Source organism: Acrocarpospora macrocephala (genome assembly GCF_009687865.1).
GTDB classification, from domain to species: Bacteria; Actinomycetota; Actinomycetes; order Streptosporangiales; family Streptosporangiaceae; genus Acrocarpospora; species Acrocarpospora macrocephala.
Genome location: NZ_BLAE01000018.1, coordinates 1 through 15,813, shown reverse-complemented (window position 1 = coordinate 15,813; position 15,813 = coordinate 1). Strand labels below are relative to the sequence as shown.

The 15,813-nt window shown below is 68.3% G+C and carries 15 protein-coding genes, 1 tRNA gene, 1 pseudogene and 2 riboswitches; of the genes and pseudogenes, 5 read left to right on the top strand and 12 right to left on the bottom strand.

The genetic code is table 11. From position 1 onward, the window contains the following. Window positions 1–4: 4 nt before the first annotated feature. A complete protein-coding gene (locus tag Amac_RS17135; protein ID WP_218041136.1) occupies window positions 5–880 on the bottom strand; it encodes a LysR family transcriptional regulator in 876 nt (291 codons plus the stop codon). 172 nt (window positions 881–1,052) lie between these two features. Here Amac_RS17135 and Amac_RS17130 point away from each other — a divergent pair, with 172 nt between their 5' ends. Next, window positions 1,053–1,952: an MBL fold metallo-hydrolase gene (locus Amac_RS17130; protein WP_155355392.1), complete on the top strand. Its 900-nt coding sequence runs from the start codon at window positions 1,053–1,055 to the stop codon at window positions 1,950–1,952. A gap of 156 nt (window positions 1,953–2,108) precedes the next feature. Here Amac_RS17130 and Amac_RS17125 read toward each other — a convergent pair. Together Amac_RS17125 and bcp are read right to left on the bottom strand one after the other, a co-directional pair. Further along, window positions 2,109–2,182, bottom strand: a tRNA-Leu gene (locus Amac_RS17125). 98 nt (window positions 2,183–2,280) lie between these two features. Next, complete coding sequence (gene bcp, locus Amac_RS17120; protein ID WP_155355391.1) at window positions 2,281–2,754, bottom strand: thioredoxin-dependent thiol peroxidase; 474 nt, start codon at window positions 2,752–2,754, stop codon at window positions 2,281–2,283. A gap of 130 nt (window positions 2,755–2,884) precedes the next feature. On the opposite strand from bcp, the gene Amac_RS17115 reads away from it, so the two are divergent. Further along, entirely contained in the window at window positions 2,885–3,289 is a 405-nt protein-coding gene (locus Amac_RS17115; protein ID WP_155355390.1) for a DUF3618 domain-containing protein, read from the top strand. Window positions 3,290–3,448: 159 nt separating this feature from the next. Here the strand turns inward: Amac_RS17115 and Amac_RS17110 are convergent, their stop codons facing one another. After that, window positions 3,449–4,630: an amino acid deaminase/aldolase gene (locus Amac_RS17110; RefSeq protein ID WP_155355389.1), complete on the bottom strand. Its 1,182-nt coding sequence runs from the start codon at window positions 4,628–4,630 to the stop codon at window positions 3,449–3,451. Between the two features lie 178 nt (window positions 4,631–4,808). Here Amac_RS17110 and Amac_RS17105 point away from each other — a divergent pair, with 178 nt between their 5' ends. After that, complete coding sequence (locus Amac_RS17105) at window positions 4,809–5,414, top strand: DUF6286 domain-containing protein (protein ID WP_155355388.1); 606 nt, start codon at window positions 4,809–4,811, stop codon at window positions 5,412–5,414. After that, complete coding sequence (locus tag Amac_RS17100; RefSeq protein ID WP_155346761.1) at window positions 5,414–5,881, top strand: hypothetical protein; 468 nt, start codon at window positions 5,414–5,416, stop codon at window positions 5,879–5,881. Before Amac_RS17105 ends, Amac_RS17100 begins: the two co-directional genes overlap by 1 nt. Here the strand turns inward: Amac_RS17100 and Amac_RS17095 are convergent. The 8 genes and pseudogenes from Amac_RS17095 to Amac_RS17060 form a co-directional block, all read right to left on the bottom strand. Then, window positions 5,868–7,268 (bottom strand): hypothetical protein, encoded by a 1,401-nt coding sequence (locus Amac_RS17095; RefSeq protein ID WP_174900177.1) that lies wholly within the window; start codon window positions 7,266–7,268, stop codon window positions 5,868–5,870. The genes Amac_RS17100 and Amac_RS17095 overlap by 14 nt on opposite strands. A 64-nt stretch (window positions 7,269–7,332) precedes the next feature. Then, complete coding sequence (locus tag Amac_RS17090) at window positions 7,333–8,742, bottom strand: L-serine ammonia-lyase (protein WP_155355387.1); 1,410 nt, start codon at window positions 8,740–8,742, stop codon at window positions 7,333–7,335. 23 nt (window positions 8,743–8,765) lie between these two features. Next, on the bottom strand, window positions 8,766–9,152 hold the full coding sequence (gcvH, locus tag Amac_RS17085) for a glycine cleavage system protein GcvH (RefSeq protein WP_155355386.1): 387 nt from the start codon (window positions 9,150–9,152) through the stop codon (window positions 8,766–8,768). Further along, entirely contained in the window at window positions 9,149–10,225 is a 1,077-nt protein-coding gene (gene gcvT / locus Amac_RS17080; RefSeq protein ID WP_174900176.1) for a glycine cleavage system aminomethyltransferase GcvT, read from the bottom strand. Before gcvT ends, gcvH begins: the two co-directional genes overlap by 4 nt. Before the next feature lie 34 nt (window positions 10,226–10,259). Then, window positions 10,260–10,354: riboswitch (glycine riboswitch) on the bottom strand. Beyond that, window positions 10,355–10,452: riboswitch (glycine riboswitch) on the bottom strand. Window positions 10,453–10,574: 122 nt separating this feature from the next. Continuing rightward, a pseudogene (locus Amac_RS17075) lies at window positions 10,575–11,087 on the bottom strand (gamma-glutamyl-gamma-aminobutyrate hydrolase family protein); the annotation flags it as partial. A gap of 56 nt (window positions 11,088–11,143) precedes the next feature. Further along, complete coding sequence (locus Amac_RS17070; RefSeq protein ID WP_155355384.1) at window positions 11,144–11,908, bottom strand: 3-oxoacyl-ACP reductase; 765 nt, start codon at window positions 11,906–11,908, stop codon at window positions 11,144–11,146. A gap of 8 nt (window positions 11,909–11,916) precedes the next feature. Next, a complete protein-coding gene (locus Amac_RS17065; protein ID WP_246268404.1) occupies window positions 11,917–13,254 on the bottom strand; it encodes an aldehyde dehydrogenase family protein in 1,338 nt (445 codons plus the stop codon). A 174-nt stretch (window positions 13,255–13,428) separates the two neighbouring features. After that, window positions 13,429–14,766 carry a glutamine synthetase family protein gene (locus Amac_RS17060; protein ID WP_155355516.1) on the bottom strand — a complete coding sequence of 446 codons (1,338 nt, stop codon included), beginning with the start codon at window positions 14,764–14,766 and terminating at the stop codon, window positions 13,429–13,431. A 126-nt stretch (window positions 14,767–14,892) separates the two neighbouring features. Between Amac_RS17060 and Amac_RS17055 the strand changes: the two genes are divergently transcribed. Continuing rightward, window positions 14,893–15,615, top strand: a complete 723-nt coding sequence (locus tag Amac_RS17055) for a FadR/GntR family transcriptional regulator (protein ID WP_155355515.1) — start codon at window positions 14,893–14,895, stop codon at window positions 15,613–15,615. The last annotated feature ends 198 nt before the right edge of the window (window positions 15,616–15,813 follow it).

The window sequence follows — 15,813 nt, the reverse complement described above, 5'->3', positions numbered from 1 at the left end:
CCTTTCACGTGGTGAATTCTTCACCCTCGCTCTGACCGCCATAGATGGCGGCGGCGATGTGGATGAACGAGCGGATGAGCGGGTCGGTGTTGGCTTTCTTCCAGGCGACGACGACACGGCTGGGTGGCATATCGGCGAGGGGCACGGACGTGAGCCCATTGGGAAGCGCGTGCGCGAGCGGCGTCAGCCCGATCGTGCCGTTCCAGAGAACGCCCTGCAGGCACTCGTGAACGGTGCGCACCACGGGACCGTCTCGAAGTTCACCGGTAGGCGTGGTGCCGTTCCAGTAGGCGCGCCAGAGGGGATCGGTTCCCTCGGGCAACTGGAACCACCGGCGGTCAGCAAGATCGCGTAGGTACAGGACGTCACGGCGGGCAAGCGGGTCGTCGGTGCGCAGGACCACGCCGACGGGATCGGAGCGCAGCACGTGGGTGCTGATGCCGGTGTCGTCGAACGGCGTCCGGGTGAGGGCCACGTCCACACGACCCGCGCGGAGCCCCGTGGTCGGGTCGGTGAAGTCAGCTTCTCGGATGTGGACATGGACCTCGGGGTGGCGCCGGCGGAAGGCGGCGGCAAGCCGTGTCCCGACCTGTTCGGCGCTGTCGGCCAGAGTGCCGACGGTCATGGTGGCGCCGCGGGCCGCCGCGGTAACCCGGGCGCGTGCCTGTTCGGCCTGCTCCAGCAGCGTGCGCGCCTCGTCGTAGAGCGCGGTTCCGGCGACGGTGAGCGTGACTCCCGTGGCTGAGCGACGCAGCAGCACGGTGCCGAGATCGATCTCCAACCGTTTGATGGCTCGACTCAGCGGCGGCTGCGTCATGTGCAGACGCACGGCAGCACGCCCGAAGTGGCGTTCCTCAGCGACGGCCACGAAGTAGCGCAACAAGCGTAAGTCCATCACCAGTGACGATACCCGAACAGTATCGGGCGTGCGGAATCGGTGTTGGACGCCTCGAAGAACCCCGCGATGGACTGGAAATGACTCGACCGGCCGCGACATGACCTGGTGCCAAGCCACCCAGCAGCGGTCCTGACTTCCTGAGGAGTACCAATTAATGGCCGAATACCCGTACCCGGAACCTGTTGTACGGATCACAGATGCGCGGGAACTCGCTCGCGATCTGGTCGTGATCCCGAACCAGGGCGTGCAACTGGTGCCGAACATCGGCATTATCGGCGGCACGCATTCCGTGCTGGTCGTCGAGACCGGACTGGGCCCCCGCAACGCCGAAACCGTGCTCAAATTCGCGGCCGACTACGCGGGCGACCGCAAACTGTACCTGACCACGACGCACTTTCACCCCGAGCACGCATTCGGCGCCCAGGCGTTCACCGAGTTCGCGACGTACCTGATCAACAGGGCACAGGCCACCGACCTGGCCACCAAGGGCACCGCCTACCTCGACATGTTCGCCGGACTCGGTGAACCGGTCGCCCGGCAACTGGAGGGCGTCAAACTGGCCACCCCGGACGTCGTCTACGACAACTCCTACGACCTCGACCTGGGCGGCCGGGTGGTGCAACTGCGCGCCACCGGCCGAGCACACAGCAAGGGCGACCAGGTGATCACGATCCCCGACGCCGAGGTGATGTTCACCGGCGACCTGGTGGAAGCCGGCCAGTTCGCCATCTTCCCCTGGTTCCCACCCCACGACACCGACGTCTCCGGCATCCGCTGGATCACGGTGATGGAGCAACTGTCCGCCACCGCCCCACAGGTAGTCGTCCCCGGCCACGGCGACATCGGCGACCCGCAACTACTGGCCGACGTCCGCAACTACCTTCAACTGCTACGCGACGAAACCTGGATACGCCGAGACTCGGCCATGAGCAAGGAGACGATCATCGAGGAGGTCACGGCCCTGATGATCGAGCGCCACCCCGAATGGACCGGCCGCGAATGGCTCGAGCCCGGCATCAGCTGCCTATGCGCCGAGCACGCCGTGGACATATGACCCCTTACTCAAACACGGCAACCGCGCTAGCAACCTCAGGGGGCGTGGGGGGCTGTGCCCCCCACACCGGGGGGCTCGGGGGGTCGTCCCCCCGTGTAACAAAGAACGACCCTGGGGAAGGAAGCGCCAGCTTCCGAACACCAGGGCCGTCGTTCGTGGGGCTGGCGGGACTCGAACCCGCACCGGCATGATCCTAAGTCATGTGCCTCTGCCAATTGGGCCACAACCCCATTGTTTAGTTATTGGGAATTCGGTATTTCTGGACCGGGTCCCGGGTGTCCCCATCTTAGCGGGTGGCGGCTGGTGGGAGGCACCCGGTTTTCCGGGGTCAGGAAATGCCGAGGTCCTTTAGCAGGCGGGCGACGTGGCCGGTGGCTTTCACGTTGTAGAGGGCCTTTTCGATTTTGCCCTCGGAGTCGATGACGAAGGTGGAGCGCAGGACGCCGGTGATGGTCTTGCCGTAGTTCTGTTTCTCGCCGTAAGCCCCGTACGCCTTGTGGACCTCCAGGCCGGGGTCGGAGAGCAGGGGGAAGGTCAGGGCGTCGCGCTCGGCGAACTGCTGGAGCTTGGCGGGCTTGTCCTTGGAGACGCCGAGGACGGTGAGGCCGTGGCCGGTCAGCGAGTTCAGGTTGTCGCGGAAGTCGCACGCCTGCTTGGTGCACCCAGGGGTCATCGCGGCGGGGTAGAAGTACAGGATGACGCGTTTGCCGCGGAAGGACTTCAGCGAGACCTCTTCGCCGCCGGCGTCGGGCAGGATGAAGTCCGGCGCGGCGTCGCCGGGCTCGAGTCTGGACTGGCTCACTTCGCCTCCGCGTGGCGTGCTCTGGAATATCCGGGTCGCGACGGCAACAAACTACCGGGTCGGGCGGGGTCCGGGGGCCGTACCCGACCTGCCACACTGATCACAGACGAGACAACAGGAGGGGATCGTCATGGCGGACACCGATCCCGAGGCGCTGGAGCGGAAGATCGAGCGCACCCGGACGGAGCTGGCGCGCACGGTCGACGCCATCGCGGACCGGGTCAGCCCCAAGCGGGTCGCGGAGCGCAACGTGGCCAGGGTGAAGGCGCAGGCCGAGCATGTCGTCACGACGATCGGCGACTTCGTGGGCGGGGGAGCGCAGCGGCCGAACGGGGCCGGACGCGGGCTGGGCGCCACGAGCCCGGTCGCGAACGGGGCCGCGCCCGCCGCGGCGAACGGCGCGGCGAGTCCCGGCGAGGCCGAGGGATGGGAGGACGAATACCCGCCCCCCAACATCGCGCCCATCCTGATCGGCGTGGGGGTCGCCCTGGCCATCGGCGCGGCGATCATCATCATGCGCCGCCGCCGGAGGTAGTACGCCGCCAGGTCGCTCGCCGTTATCCGGCGCCGTTCGCGTTCGTACGGCTTCTCGCCGCACCGGCGCCCAGAGGGGCTGGCAGCGGCCAGGAATCGCGAGCCGAGCCGGGTCGGCGGTGGTGAACTGTGGTGATGTCTGCCGGTTGTGTCGCCATCCTTACAGGAAGGCCTTGCCCTCGCCTCGGTAGGTCGGGACGGTTCCGGTGATTTCCGAGCCCTCGATGAGGTGGAGGGCAGGGAAGTGTTCGCAGAGTTCGCCGGCTTTGGCGTGGCGGAACCAGACGCGGTCGCCGACGCGGAGGTCGTGGGCGGCCTCGCCGAGCAGCGGGGTCTGCACTTCGCCCGCGCCCTCGTCGGGGTGGTAGCGCAGGCCGGCCGGCAGGTACGGCTGCGGGAGCCGGGTCGGGCCGGGGGCGCCGGAGGCGTGGTAGCCACCGCCCAGGACGGTGGCCACGCCGGGGGCGGGTTTGCGGACCACGGGCAGGGCGAACAGGGCGGCGGGGATGCCGGTGAAGTCGCGGTAGAAGTCGAAGAGGCGCGGGTGGTAGAAGCCTGAACCGGCGGCTACTTCGGTTATCGCCCTTTCTCGTACGGTTCGCTCAATGCTGCCGGTGCCGCCGCCGTTGACGAATTCGAGGTCGGCCACCTGGCGTACGGCTCGGACGATTCGGCCCCGGCGGACGATGAGCTCGCGCTGGGACAGGGCTTGCATCCAGCGGACGGCCTTGCCGTACAGGCCGGGCAGATTGTCGCCGACGCCGGCGATCTGGGACTCGTACGACAGGAGCCCGACGAGCCGGAGGCCGGGGCGTTTGGCGATGTGGGCGGCGAGTTCGGCGGCTTGGTCCGGTTCGCGGACGGGGGAGCGAAGCGCACCCGCGCGGAACTTCCCCGCCATGGTGATAAATCCGGCGTCGATATCAAGACATATCCGGATCTCGTGGGGGAGACCGTCCAGGAGGTCCAGGTGGTCGGAGGAGTCGATGGTGATGGTGATCTCGCGGGCCGCCCGGGCGTCGGCGCCCAGGGTGGCGATGGCGGCGCGGTCGGCGGTCGGGTACGCGACGAGGATGTCGGTGAAACCACAAGAAATCAGCCACAACGCCTCTTCGAGCGTGTACGCCATGATCCCCGCGAAGCCCTCCATCGCCAGCACACGTTCCAGGATCGCCCGGCTCCGGATGGACTTGCTGGCCACCCTGATCGGCTTCCCGGCGGCCCGCCGGACCATGTCGGCGGCGTTGGCGCGCAACGCGTCCAGGTCCAGCACCGCGAAGGGCGGTTCGAGCGCCGCGGTCGCCCGGTCATAACGGGCTGCCGAGGCTTCAGCAGATGTCATGAAATCTCCAGGCATCGCGGTCGATGTCCGCTAGGCAGCTTAGTCCGCCCGGCGTATGTGAGCTCGGTTCATGTTAACCGGCTACGTCGCAAACAATCCGGCTTCGCCCCTGCATGATCGGGCAAAGTGGCGGGTGATCCGCCCGGTGGCCGCCGCGTCCGTGTATCCCTGGATGACCATGAGCACGGTTGAGGAGATCCTGGCCGGCGGGCACTCCACCGCGAGCCGAGCCCGGCGCAGAATGCTCGCCAGACAGGCCACCAGGAGGCTACGCCCCGGCCGCGACTCGGCGGGCGTCGTGGTGGCCGCCGCCCTCGCGATCGTCGCCTGGGGGAGCACGGCCGAGATGGTCGTCTCCTGGCTGGGCGGGCCCGCGGCGTGGCCGGGAATGTCCCGCCTGGTGGCCAGGACCTGGGGTGACGCGCTCGTCCCCGGCCTGGCGCTGGCCGCCATCACGGCCGGCGTGGTCCTGATCCTGCTGGCCCTGCTGCCGGGACGGGTGAAGCTGATCGCCCTGGAGACCGCCGACGAGGGCGTGACCATGGGCCTGACCCGGCAGGGGCTGCGCCGTACCCTCGTGGCGGCGGCGCTCACCGTGGACGGCGTGGACGTGGCGCGCGTCCGCCTGCGGCACGGCCAGATCGAGGTGACCGTGGTCACCGACGCCGACCGCACCGGCGACCTGCTGCGCGAGGTGGGCGCCGCCGTCGGCGACCGCCTGCAGAGCCTGGCCCTGCACGGCCGCCACGAGGTCGTGGTACGGCTCCGCCGGAGGAGAATCTGATGGCCAACCGCATCGGCATCGGCATCGTCGGCACGCTCCTGCTGCTCACCGGCCTGTACGCGCTCTGGGCCAGGGACGCCCACCCCGACCTCGCCATCCTCGACCCCGGCTTCTTCGCCGCCCACATCTGGGCCTACATCATCGCCGCCGCCGTCCTCCCCGCCGCCGCCGCCATCGCCACCCGCTGGCTCATCTTCGCCCTCGCCCTGCACCGGTACGGCACCCGCCACGGAACCGGCACCGCCATGCTCGGCGTCGCCCTCCAGGGCCTGGACCGCGTCGACAAGCTGACCGTCCGGGTCGTCCGCGGCGAGCGCACCCGCATCCACGTCCGCTGCCGTCCCGGCGCGTCCCTGGGCGAGGTGGCCCGCCGCCTCGACCAGCAGGCGATCACCCGCGTACGCGGCGTCCTCGGCCCGAGCGCCGACCTCCCGGTCCTGGTACGCCTGCACGTCACCCGGCTGTGAGTTGTGCCTTGTGCTTGGCCCGGGTGGCGGGTGCGATCGGCATGTCACCGCCGGCGCGGCGGGCGAGGGCCAACCCGGCGGCGAGGCAGGCGAGCGGGACGACGGGCACCACATATCGGTGGTCGAACGCGGCCACCAGCGGCGGCAGGAACGTCAGCGTCATCGCGGCGGCCCAGGGCAGCAGCGCGGGTGTCAGGTCCGCGAACCGGCCGCGGACCAGTTTGACGAGCATCCCGCCCAGCCCGGCGAGCAGGATCGCCGCCAGGAAGGGTCCGCGCAGGTAGCCGTGTTCCTGGTAGGCCCGGAGCCAGCCCGCGTACGGCTCGACGATCCGGGTCTCCGCGCTGGAACCCTGGTACTCGACGGTCAATTGGGTGGCGGTTCGCCCGGCTGAAGCGACTTTGTCGGTGAACGGCCGTACCGAGTCGGGGAAGACATATGCGCTTTGCGGGCCCGGCGACGGATATATCCGGCGGTTCCATTCGAAGGCCCAGAGGGCGTCGCCGAGGCCGGTGAGCAGGAAGTCCAGGGGCTGGCTGCGGATGGCCAGCGAGGTGAACTCGCCGGTCAGTTCCTCCTTTTCGACCCCGCTGCGGACGATGGGGGACTTCGGGTCCCAGATGTAGACGGGCGCGGCCAGCCGGGGACCCGCCTCAGGGCAGAGGACCGCCACTTCCGGGCGGGGGTCCATGATCCGGCAGTCGGCGAAGGTCATCGTGCGCGACCACATCCAGACGTTGCTGCCGCCCAGACCGAACGAGCCGTGCACGGCGTTGAACCAGGTCGCGTACCCCCCGATCACGACCCCGGCGGCGAGCACACCCGCCCCCACCGCCCGCCAGCTCACCCTCCTGAGCAGCAGCCAGACCACCGCGACGATGACCAGCGGCAGCCCCAGCGTCCGCGTGACCGTCGCCATCCCGAGCAGGCCGAGCCCGGCTACCACCGCCCACGGCGCGGGCCGCCACAGCAGCAGCACGACCGCCATGACCACCAGGAAGGTGAACAGCAGATCGGCCATCAGCAGATGCTCCAGCTGCACCTGATGCACATCCAGCAGAACGGGCGCGGCGGCCAACGCCGAACCCCACGCAGGCAACCCAGCCCGCAACAACACCGCGTAGATCACGACAGCCATCGCGATCCCCATCAGATGCTGCGCGACCACAACAACCTGCACGCTGTCGAAGAACCACAGGAACAGCGAGTACCCCGCCGGCCGAGACGGCAACGGCCGCAGATCAACAGCCGAACTCAGATAAGAAAACGAATCCGCCCAAAACCACAAAACCGGCCGATACCCCAGCACCGCCAGCCCCCGCACGACCACACCCGCGAGAAGCAGCCCCCCGAACAACAGGTGCACACCCCACCGCGAGCGGATCATCACCCTGGCCTCCCTCATTCGGGTCGCCAGAATACTGCCGATCCCGAGTACGCCCCGCCGCTCGCTAGCACTCCACGATGTTGACGCCCACGTGGGACTCCGCCTCGATGACGTTGACGGCCAGACCGCCCCGGCTGGTCTCCTTGTACTTGGTGGACATGTCACGCCCAGTGGTGCGTACGGTGTGAATGGCCTTGTCCAGCGAGACGAAATGGCGCCCGTCGCCGCGGAGGGCGATTCGGGCGGCGGCGATGGCCTTGATGGAGGCCACGGCGTTGCGTTCGATGCAGGGGATCTGCACCAAGCCGCCGATGGGATCACAGGTGAGGCCGAGGTTGTGTTCGATGCCGATCTCGGCGGCGTTCTCGACCTGTTCCGGTGTGCCGCCGAGGACCTCGGTGAGCCCGGCGGCGGCCATCGAGCAGGCCGAGCCGACCTCACCCTGGCAGCCGACCTCGGCGCCGGAGATGGAGGCGTTCTCCTTGAAGAGCACCCCGACGGCGCCCGCGGTGAGGAGAAAACGGACCACGCCCTCATCGTCGGCGCCGGGGATGAACCTGGAGTAGTAGGTCAGAACGGCAGGGATGATTCCGGCCGCGCCGTTGGTGGGAGCGGTGACGATGCGCCCGCCCGCGGCGTTCTCCTCGTTGACGGCCAGGGCGAACAGGGTGACCCAGTCCATGGCCTGGAGCGGATCACGTTCGGCGGATTCGCTCTGCAGGCGGCGCTGGAGCTGATGCGCGCGGCGGCGGACCTTGAGACCGCCGGGAAGCACGCCCTCCCGCGAGGAGCCCCGGCGGACCGATTCCGACATGACCTCCCACAGATGGAGAAGCTGGGATTTGATCTGCTGGTCGTCGCGGCCGAAGGCGCGCTCGTTGGCGAGCATCAGGCCGGAGATGGACAGACCGGTCTCGGCACAGTGGCCCAGGAGCTCGGCAGCCGTGGTGAACGGATGCGGGAGCACGGTGTCGTCGGGTTTGATGCGATCCGCGCCGGTGGCGTTCTCGTCCACGACGAAGCCACCCCCGACCGAGTAGTAGATCTTCTCCCGCAGCGGGTTCCCATCGGCGGTGTACGCGGTGAAGCGCATGCCGTTCGGATGGTGCGGCAGGGAGATCTTGCGCTCGAAGACGAGATCCTCGCCGACCACGAACGGGATGTCATGGCCGCCGAACAGCCGGATCGTCCCGGTCGACCGCATCTCGTCCAGCCGGGATTCGACCGCCTCCACGTCCACCGTTTCCGGCTTCTCGCCCGACAGCCCGAGCAGGATGGCCTTGTCGCTGCCGTGGCCTTTGCCGGTCAGGCCAAGCGAGCCGTACAAAATGACTTCGACGCGGGCGGTCTTCTCCAGGAGGCCGTCCTGGCTGAGCGCGCGCGCGAATCGGTGGGCGGCCGCCATCGGGCCGCCCGTGTGGGAACTGGACGGCCCGATGCCGATCTTGAACAGGTCGAAGACGCTGATCGCCATTGATCTGTGCCCTTGCTAGTGGGCTATTCGCCCGCGGTGAGGGTGCCGTACTCTTCGGCGGTCAGCAGGTCGGTCGGGTCGGCCTCGATCCGGATCCGGAAGAGCCAGCCCTCGCCGTAGGGGTCGGAGTTGACCAGGGACGGATCGTCCACGACGGCCTGGTTGGTCTCGACCACCTCGCCGCTGACGGGCGAGTAGATGTCGCTGACCGATTTGGTGGATTCCACCTCGCCCACCGCGTCGCCGGCCGCGACCGTGCCGCCCACCTCGGGCACCTGCACGTAGACCACGTCACCGAGCGCCTCGGCGGCGTACTCGGTGATGCCGACCGTCACCGTCAGTCCGTCATCGAGGCCGGCCACCCATTCGTGCTCTTTGGTGTAGCTCAGCTCGCCGGGGATGGTGCTCACTTCTTCCTCCTGTAGAAAGGCAAATCAACGACGTCGACCGGTTCGCGCGTGCCGCGGATGTCCACGGCTAGATCGCCATTTTCCGGCATTTCCGCCTGCACGTACGCCATCGCGATCGGCTTGCCCAGCGACTGCGACGGCGCGCCGCTGGTGACCTCGCCGACGACCGCCCCGGACGCGTCCACGACGGGGTAGCCGTGCCGGGGGACCCGCCGCCCGCGGGCGACCAGGCCGACCAGGCGGCGGCGCGGTTCGGTCTTGGTCTCCAGTGCGGCACGTCCGATGAAATCGCCGGGTTTGTCGAACTTCACTACCCGGCCGAGGCCCGCGTCGAACGGGGTGATCTCTTCGGTGAGCTCGTTGCCGTACAGGGCCATGCCTGCTTCCAGCCGGAGGGTGTCGCGGGCGGAGAGCCCGGCCGGGCGCGCGCCCGCGGCGGTCAGAGCATGCCAGAGCGGTACGGCAGCCGCGTTCGCGATGAACAGCTCGAAACCATCCTCACCGGTGTAACCGGTGCGCGCGATCAGCGCCTCGGCGCCCGCCACGACACCGGGCAGCCCGGCGTAGTACTTCAGGCCGTCCAGATCGGCGTCGGTGAGCGTGGCCAGGATCTCCTGCGAGCGAGGACCCTGGATGGCGATCAGCGCGTACTCCTCGGAGCGGTCGGCCACCTTCGCCTCGAACCTGGCGGCCCGGTCGGCGAGCTCGGCGGCGACGCGCGGGTAGTTGGAGGCGTTCGCGCAGACCATGAACTCCTCGGCGGTCAGCCGGTAGATGATCACGTCGTCCAGCACGCCGCCGTCGGGGGCGCAGATCACCGTATAGCGTGCCTTGCCGGGCGCGAGCGTGCTCAGCTGGCCGGTGAAGGCGTAGTCGAGGGCCTCGCCCGCCTGCGGGCCGGTCACGAAGATCTCGCCCATGTGGGAGAGGTCGAAGAGCCCGGCGTCCGTGCGCACCGTGTTGTGCTCGGCGGACTCGCTGCCGTAGCGGAGCGGCATCAGCCAGCCGGCGAAGTCGGTGAGAGTCGCGCCGAGGCTCTGATGAACCTCGTGCAGCGGTGTCTGTCGTGGCATAGGGCGCACCTCAGGCAGGGTCGGATGTTCTGCATCCTCCCCCTCTGTCATCGGTGCCTGAGAGCTTCGCCCGGATTTTGCCCGGACTTTCACCTTCGGCGAGGCGCAGGCCTGCTTTCCAGAGGACACCTGGCCCGCACGGTCCTTTGCCTTGAGAGGTTCGCGGGGAGGGCTTGCTCCTTCAGGGGACCTGGCCGGATGCCAGGCCGCTCTCCCGCGCGGGATCACCGGTGTCCGGCCAGCCTAGCCGAATCCGGGCCACGAAGTCGTCGAAGAGCCGGCCGTCCTCGTCGGCTTCCGGATGCCACTGGACGGCCGTGGTCCGCTCGTTCAGCTGTACGGCTTCGATGGTGCCGTCGTCGGCGGTCGCGGTGACGGTGAGACCGTTGGCCAGGCGGTCGATGGACTGGTGGTGGTAGTGGGCCGGGGTGATCTCGTCGGATTCGTAGATCTTGGCGAGTTCCGGCGAGAGCCGTACGGGAAGGCGGCCGAATGTGCCCGGAGCGGGGGAATGGCCGGTGTGGCCGACCACGTCGGGAACGTGCTGATGCAGCGTCCCGCCGAGGGCGACGTTGAGCACCTGAAGTCCCCGGCAGATCCCCAGAAACGGCAACCCGCCCGCCAGCGCCGCCCGGACCAGCCCGAACTCGGCATCATCCCGAAATTTCCGGATATAGGAGGTGGTTGGGAGGGGGTCCGCGGCGTAGCGCGTCGGGTCGATGTCGCCGCCTCCGGCCAGGATCAGGCCGTCCAGCCGCCCGGTCAGCGTGGCGGGCTCCCCGGCGGGCGGCAGGATCACCGGCTGCCCGCCCGCCCGCTCGACGTGCCGCACGTAGTCGTACGGCAACAGCGCCGCCGTCATCTCCCACACCGTGTACGCCGCGGGCTCGACGTAACACGTGATCCCGATCACCGGCCTCACAGCGGCGTCACATAAGCGCCGGAAATACCACCGTCCACCAGGAACTCCGCCCCTGTGATGAACGACGCGTCATCGGACGCCAGGAACGCCACCGCCGCCGCGATCTCCTCCGCCCGCGCGAACCGCCCCATCGGCACATGAACCAGCCGCCGCTGCGCCCGCTCCGGATCCTTCGCGAACAGCTCCCTGAGCAGGGGCGTGTCCACCGGCCCGGGACAGAGCGCGTTCACCCGGATGCCCTCCCGCGCGAACTGCACCCCCAGTTCCCTGCTCATCGCCAGCACCCCGCCCTTGGACGCCGTGTACGACACCTGTGACGTCGCCGACCCCATCACCGCCACGAACGACGCGGTGTTGATGATCGACCCCTTCCCCTGCCGTTGCATATAGGGCAGCACATGCTTGCAGCACAGGTACACGCTCGTAAGGTTGACCTCCTGCACCTTCCGCCAAACGTCGATCCCCGTGGTCAGGATCGAGTCGTCGTCGGTCGGCGAGATGCCCGCGTTGTTGAACGCGATGTCCACGCTGCCGTAGGTGTCGTAGGCCACCTGGAACATCCGGATCACGTCGTCCTCGCTGGTCACGTCGGCCCGGACGAAGATCCCCCCGACCTCCGCCGCGACCTGCTCGCCGACGTTCTCATCCAGGTCGACCAGGACCAGTTTGGCCCCCTCCGCGGCGAACCGCCTGGCAGTGGCCAGGCCGATCCCCCCGGCGCCGCCGGTGATGACGGCCACCCGGTCCTGCAAACGCTGCATGTAAACCTCTACTCCGATGCGATGAAGACGTTCTTGGTCTCGGTGAACGCGGCGAGCGCGTCCGGGCCGAGTTCCCGGCCGAGGCCGGACTGTTTGAAGCCGCCGAACGGCGTCCAGTAGCGGACGCTGGAATGCGAGTTGACCGACAGGTTCCCCGCCTCGACCGCCCGCGCCACCCGCAACGCCCGGCCCACATCCCTGGTCCAGATGGACCCGGACAACCCGTATGGCGTGTCGTTGGCGATCGCGATCGCGTCCGCTTCATCCTGGAAAGGCACCACCGACACGACCGGCCCGAAGACCTCCTCGCGGAAGGCCCGATCCTCATCCCCAGTCAGCACGGTGGCCGGGAACCAGAAACCGGGCCCCGCCGGGCATTCTCCCTGGAAGTACGGTCTCTCGACGAACGAGGCCACCCGCTCCCGATGCTCGGCACTGATCAACGGCCCGAGCGCCGTGTCCGGATCGCGGGGATCTCCGACCTTCAATTCCTGTACGGCCTCCGTCAACCGTCCCAGGAACTCGTCATAGACGGAACGCTCCACCAGAATCCTGGACCGAGCGCAGCAGTCCTGCCCGGAGTTGTCGAACACCGCCATCGGCGCGGAGGCCGCGGCCTTGGCCAGGTCGGAATCGGCGAAGACGATGTTGGCGCTCTTCCCGCCCAGTTCGAGCGTGACGCGCTTGACCTGTCCCGCGGCCTTCGCGGCGATCTGCTTGCCGACCTCGGTGGATCCCGTGAAGACGATCTTGGCAACGTCGGGGTGGTCCACCAGGCGGGCTCCCGCGACCTCCCCTGCGCCAGGCAGGACCTGGAGCACCCCCTCGGGGAGGCCCGCCGCCAGGGCCAGCTCGGCCAGCCGCAGCGCCGTCAGCGGAGTCCATTCGGCCGGTTTCACGATCACCGTGTTCCCGGCGGCGAGGGCCGGGGCGACCCCCCACATCATGATCACCATCGGGAAGTTCCACGGCACGATCACCCCGACCACGCCGAGCGGCTCCTGGAAGGTGATGTCGATCCCGCCGGGGACGGGGATCTGCTTGCCGTGGTTACGCTCGGGCGCGCCCGCGTAGAAGTGCAGGACATCGCGGACATGCCCGGCTTCCCACCGGGCGTTGCCGACGGTGTGGCCGGAGTTGGTGATCTCCAGCTGGGCGAGCTCCTCAGCGTGCTCCTCGACCTGTCGGGCGAAGGCCCGCAGCAACCGCGCCCGATCCCCGGGCGATATTTCACGCCATGTCCGGAAAGCTGCCCGAGCTCGTTCCACCGCGCGGTCGACTTCGGCGGCGTCGGCGAGCTCAATGTCGGCGACGACCTCCTCGGTGGCCGGATTGATGATCTTCACAGTGGTTCGACCCCCCGGAACGTCTGCCGGCCGGTGGCGGTCGTGTCGAAGGTGGCCGGCTCTGCATTGGCTTGGTTGACGGTTTTCACAGTGGTTCGACCCCCCGGAACGCCTGCCGGTCGGTGATGGCTGCGTCGAAGGCGGTCGGCTCTGCATTGGCTTGGTTGATGATCTTCACAGTCGTTCGAACCCCCGGAACATCTCCCAGTCCGTGACGGCCGCGTCGAAGGCGGCCAGCTCCACCTTGGCGTAGTTGGCGTAATGGTCTACGACATCCTGCCCGAACGCGGTGGCGGCCAGCGTGGAGCCCGCGAACAGGTCGAGCGCGTCGCGCAGCGTCGCTGGAACCGTCTCAGCGTCGGAAATATAGGCATTTCCGCCGTAGGGGTCCTCCAGCGGGAGCTCGTTCTCGATGCCGTACAGACCGGCCGCGATCAGTGCGGACACCGCGAGGTAGGGGTTCACGTCGCCGCCGGGCACCCGGTTCTCGATCCGGAGCCCGTGGCCGTGGCCGACCAGGCGGAGCGAGCAGGTGCGGTTGTCGATGCCCCATTTGACGGCGGTCGGGGCGAACGAGCCGGGGACATACCGCTTATATGAGTTGATGTTGGGCGCGTAGAGGAGGGTGAGTTCCCGCATCGCGGCCAGCTGCCCGGCGATGAAATGCTGCCCGATCTTGGACAGGCCATAGGGCTCGGACCCGGCCATCACCGGGGTCCCGTCGGCGTCCCTCAGCGATATGTGGATATGGCAGGAATTGCCCTCGCGCTGGTTCGGCTTGGCCATGAAGGTCAACGACATGCCCTCCTGGGCCGCGATCTCCTTCGCGCCGTTCTTGTAGATCGAGTGGTTGTCGCAAGTGGCGAGCGCGTCGGTATACCGGAACGCGATCTCGTGCTGCCCCAGGTTGCACTCGCCCTTGGCCGACTCCACGTAGAGCCCCGCACCCTCCATACCCAGCCGGATCCGGCGCAGCAGCGGCTCCACCCGGGAGGTGCCGAGCAGCGAATAATCCACGTTGTAGAGGTTCGAGGGGGTCAGATCGCGGTACGCGTTCCGCCACGCCTCCTCGTAGCTGTCGGCGTACACGCAGAATTCCAGCTCGGTCCCCACATAAGCCCCCCAGCCGCGCTCACCCAGCCGGGCCAGCTGGCGGCGCAGGATCTGCCGGGGCGAGGCCGTGACGTCGGAGCCGTCCTCCCAGACCAGGTCGGCCAGGAGCAGCGCCGTACCCTCCTGCCAGGGGACCCGGCGCAGCGTGGCCATATCGGGCTTGAAGACGAAGTCACCGTAACCACGATCCCAGGACGACATCGCGTAGCCGCTGACGGTGTTCATCTCCACGTCCACCGCGAGCAGGTAGTTGCAGCCTTCGGCCGCGTGGTGGAGCACCTCGTCCAGGAAGTAGCGCGCCGACAGCCGTTTGCCCTGCAGGCGCCCCTGCATGTCGGTGAACCCCAGCAGCACCGTGTCGATCTTGCCTGCCTCGGCCTCAACTCGAAGCTGCTCCATAGTCAGCACGCGCGAGTCCCTTCTAAAAGTCTGGAATCAGACCAATGGAGGCATGCAAGCACCAGGCCTGTCAGCTCGTCAACAGCGGATTGGGCTAATCTTGGGCCATTTGGAGGGCGGTGCATGATGACGGAATCCCCACTCGTTTCGTTGCTCCGTCCGGTCCGCTCGGGGAACGCGTTCGAGGAGACCGTCGAGCGGCTGCTCCAGGCGATCAAACTCGGCGTGGTCGCCCACGGCGCGAAAATGCCGCCGGAACGGGAACTCGCCGCCCAACTCGGCATCAGTCGCGTCACCCTCCGCGAAGCCATCCGCGCCCTGCAGGAATCCGGATATCTGGATGTACGCCGGGGACGTTACGGGGGCGCCTTCGTCGTCTACCAGCCGCCCGACCCGCGCCACGGCGACCTGCGCCGGGCCGTCAACGAGATGGGCCCCAGCGAACTCGACGACGCGCTCACCTTCCGGATGGCCGTCGAATGCGGCGCCGCCCAGGTCCTCGCCGACCGCGACCTCACCCCCACCCAGATCGCCACCCTCCGCCGCAGGCTGTCCGACGTCAACGAGGCGGGCCCCTCCGACTACCGCCGCCTCGACACCGCCTTCCACCTGTGCATCGCCGAACTCACCGGCTCCCCACTACTCGCCGCCGCCTGCGCCGACGCCCGCTTACGTGTCACCGACCTGCTGAATGCCATCCCCATCCTCAGCTTCAACATCCAGCACTCAGCCGACCAGCACGCCGCGATAGTCGAGGCCATCCTGAACCGCGACCCCGACCGCGCCCGCCAGGCCGTCGCCGAACACCTGGAGGGCACGGCCGCCCTGCTGCGGGGCTTCCTGGCATAGGAGGGCAGGTTTCACGATGCCGCTCGTCGGCTTTCTACGGAACAGACGGGGACGGGCAGGAGCAGACGGGGACGGGCGGAGCCCGGATAGAACAAAGGGTGGGTGGGAGACCCACGGCAATGTGACCGTCGTCTTCTTTGGGCAGCCGCAGTGATGGCGGGGTCGGGCGGAGCCCGAGGGAAACAAACGGGTTGGGTG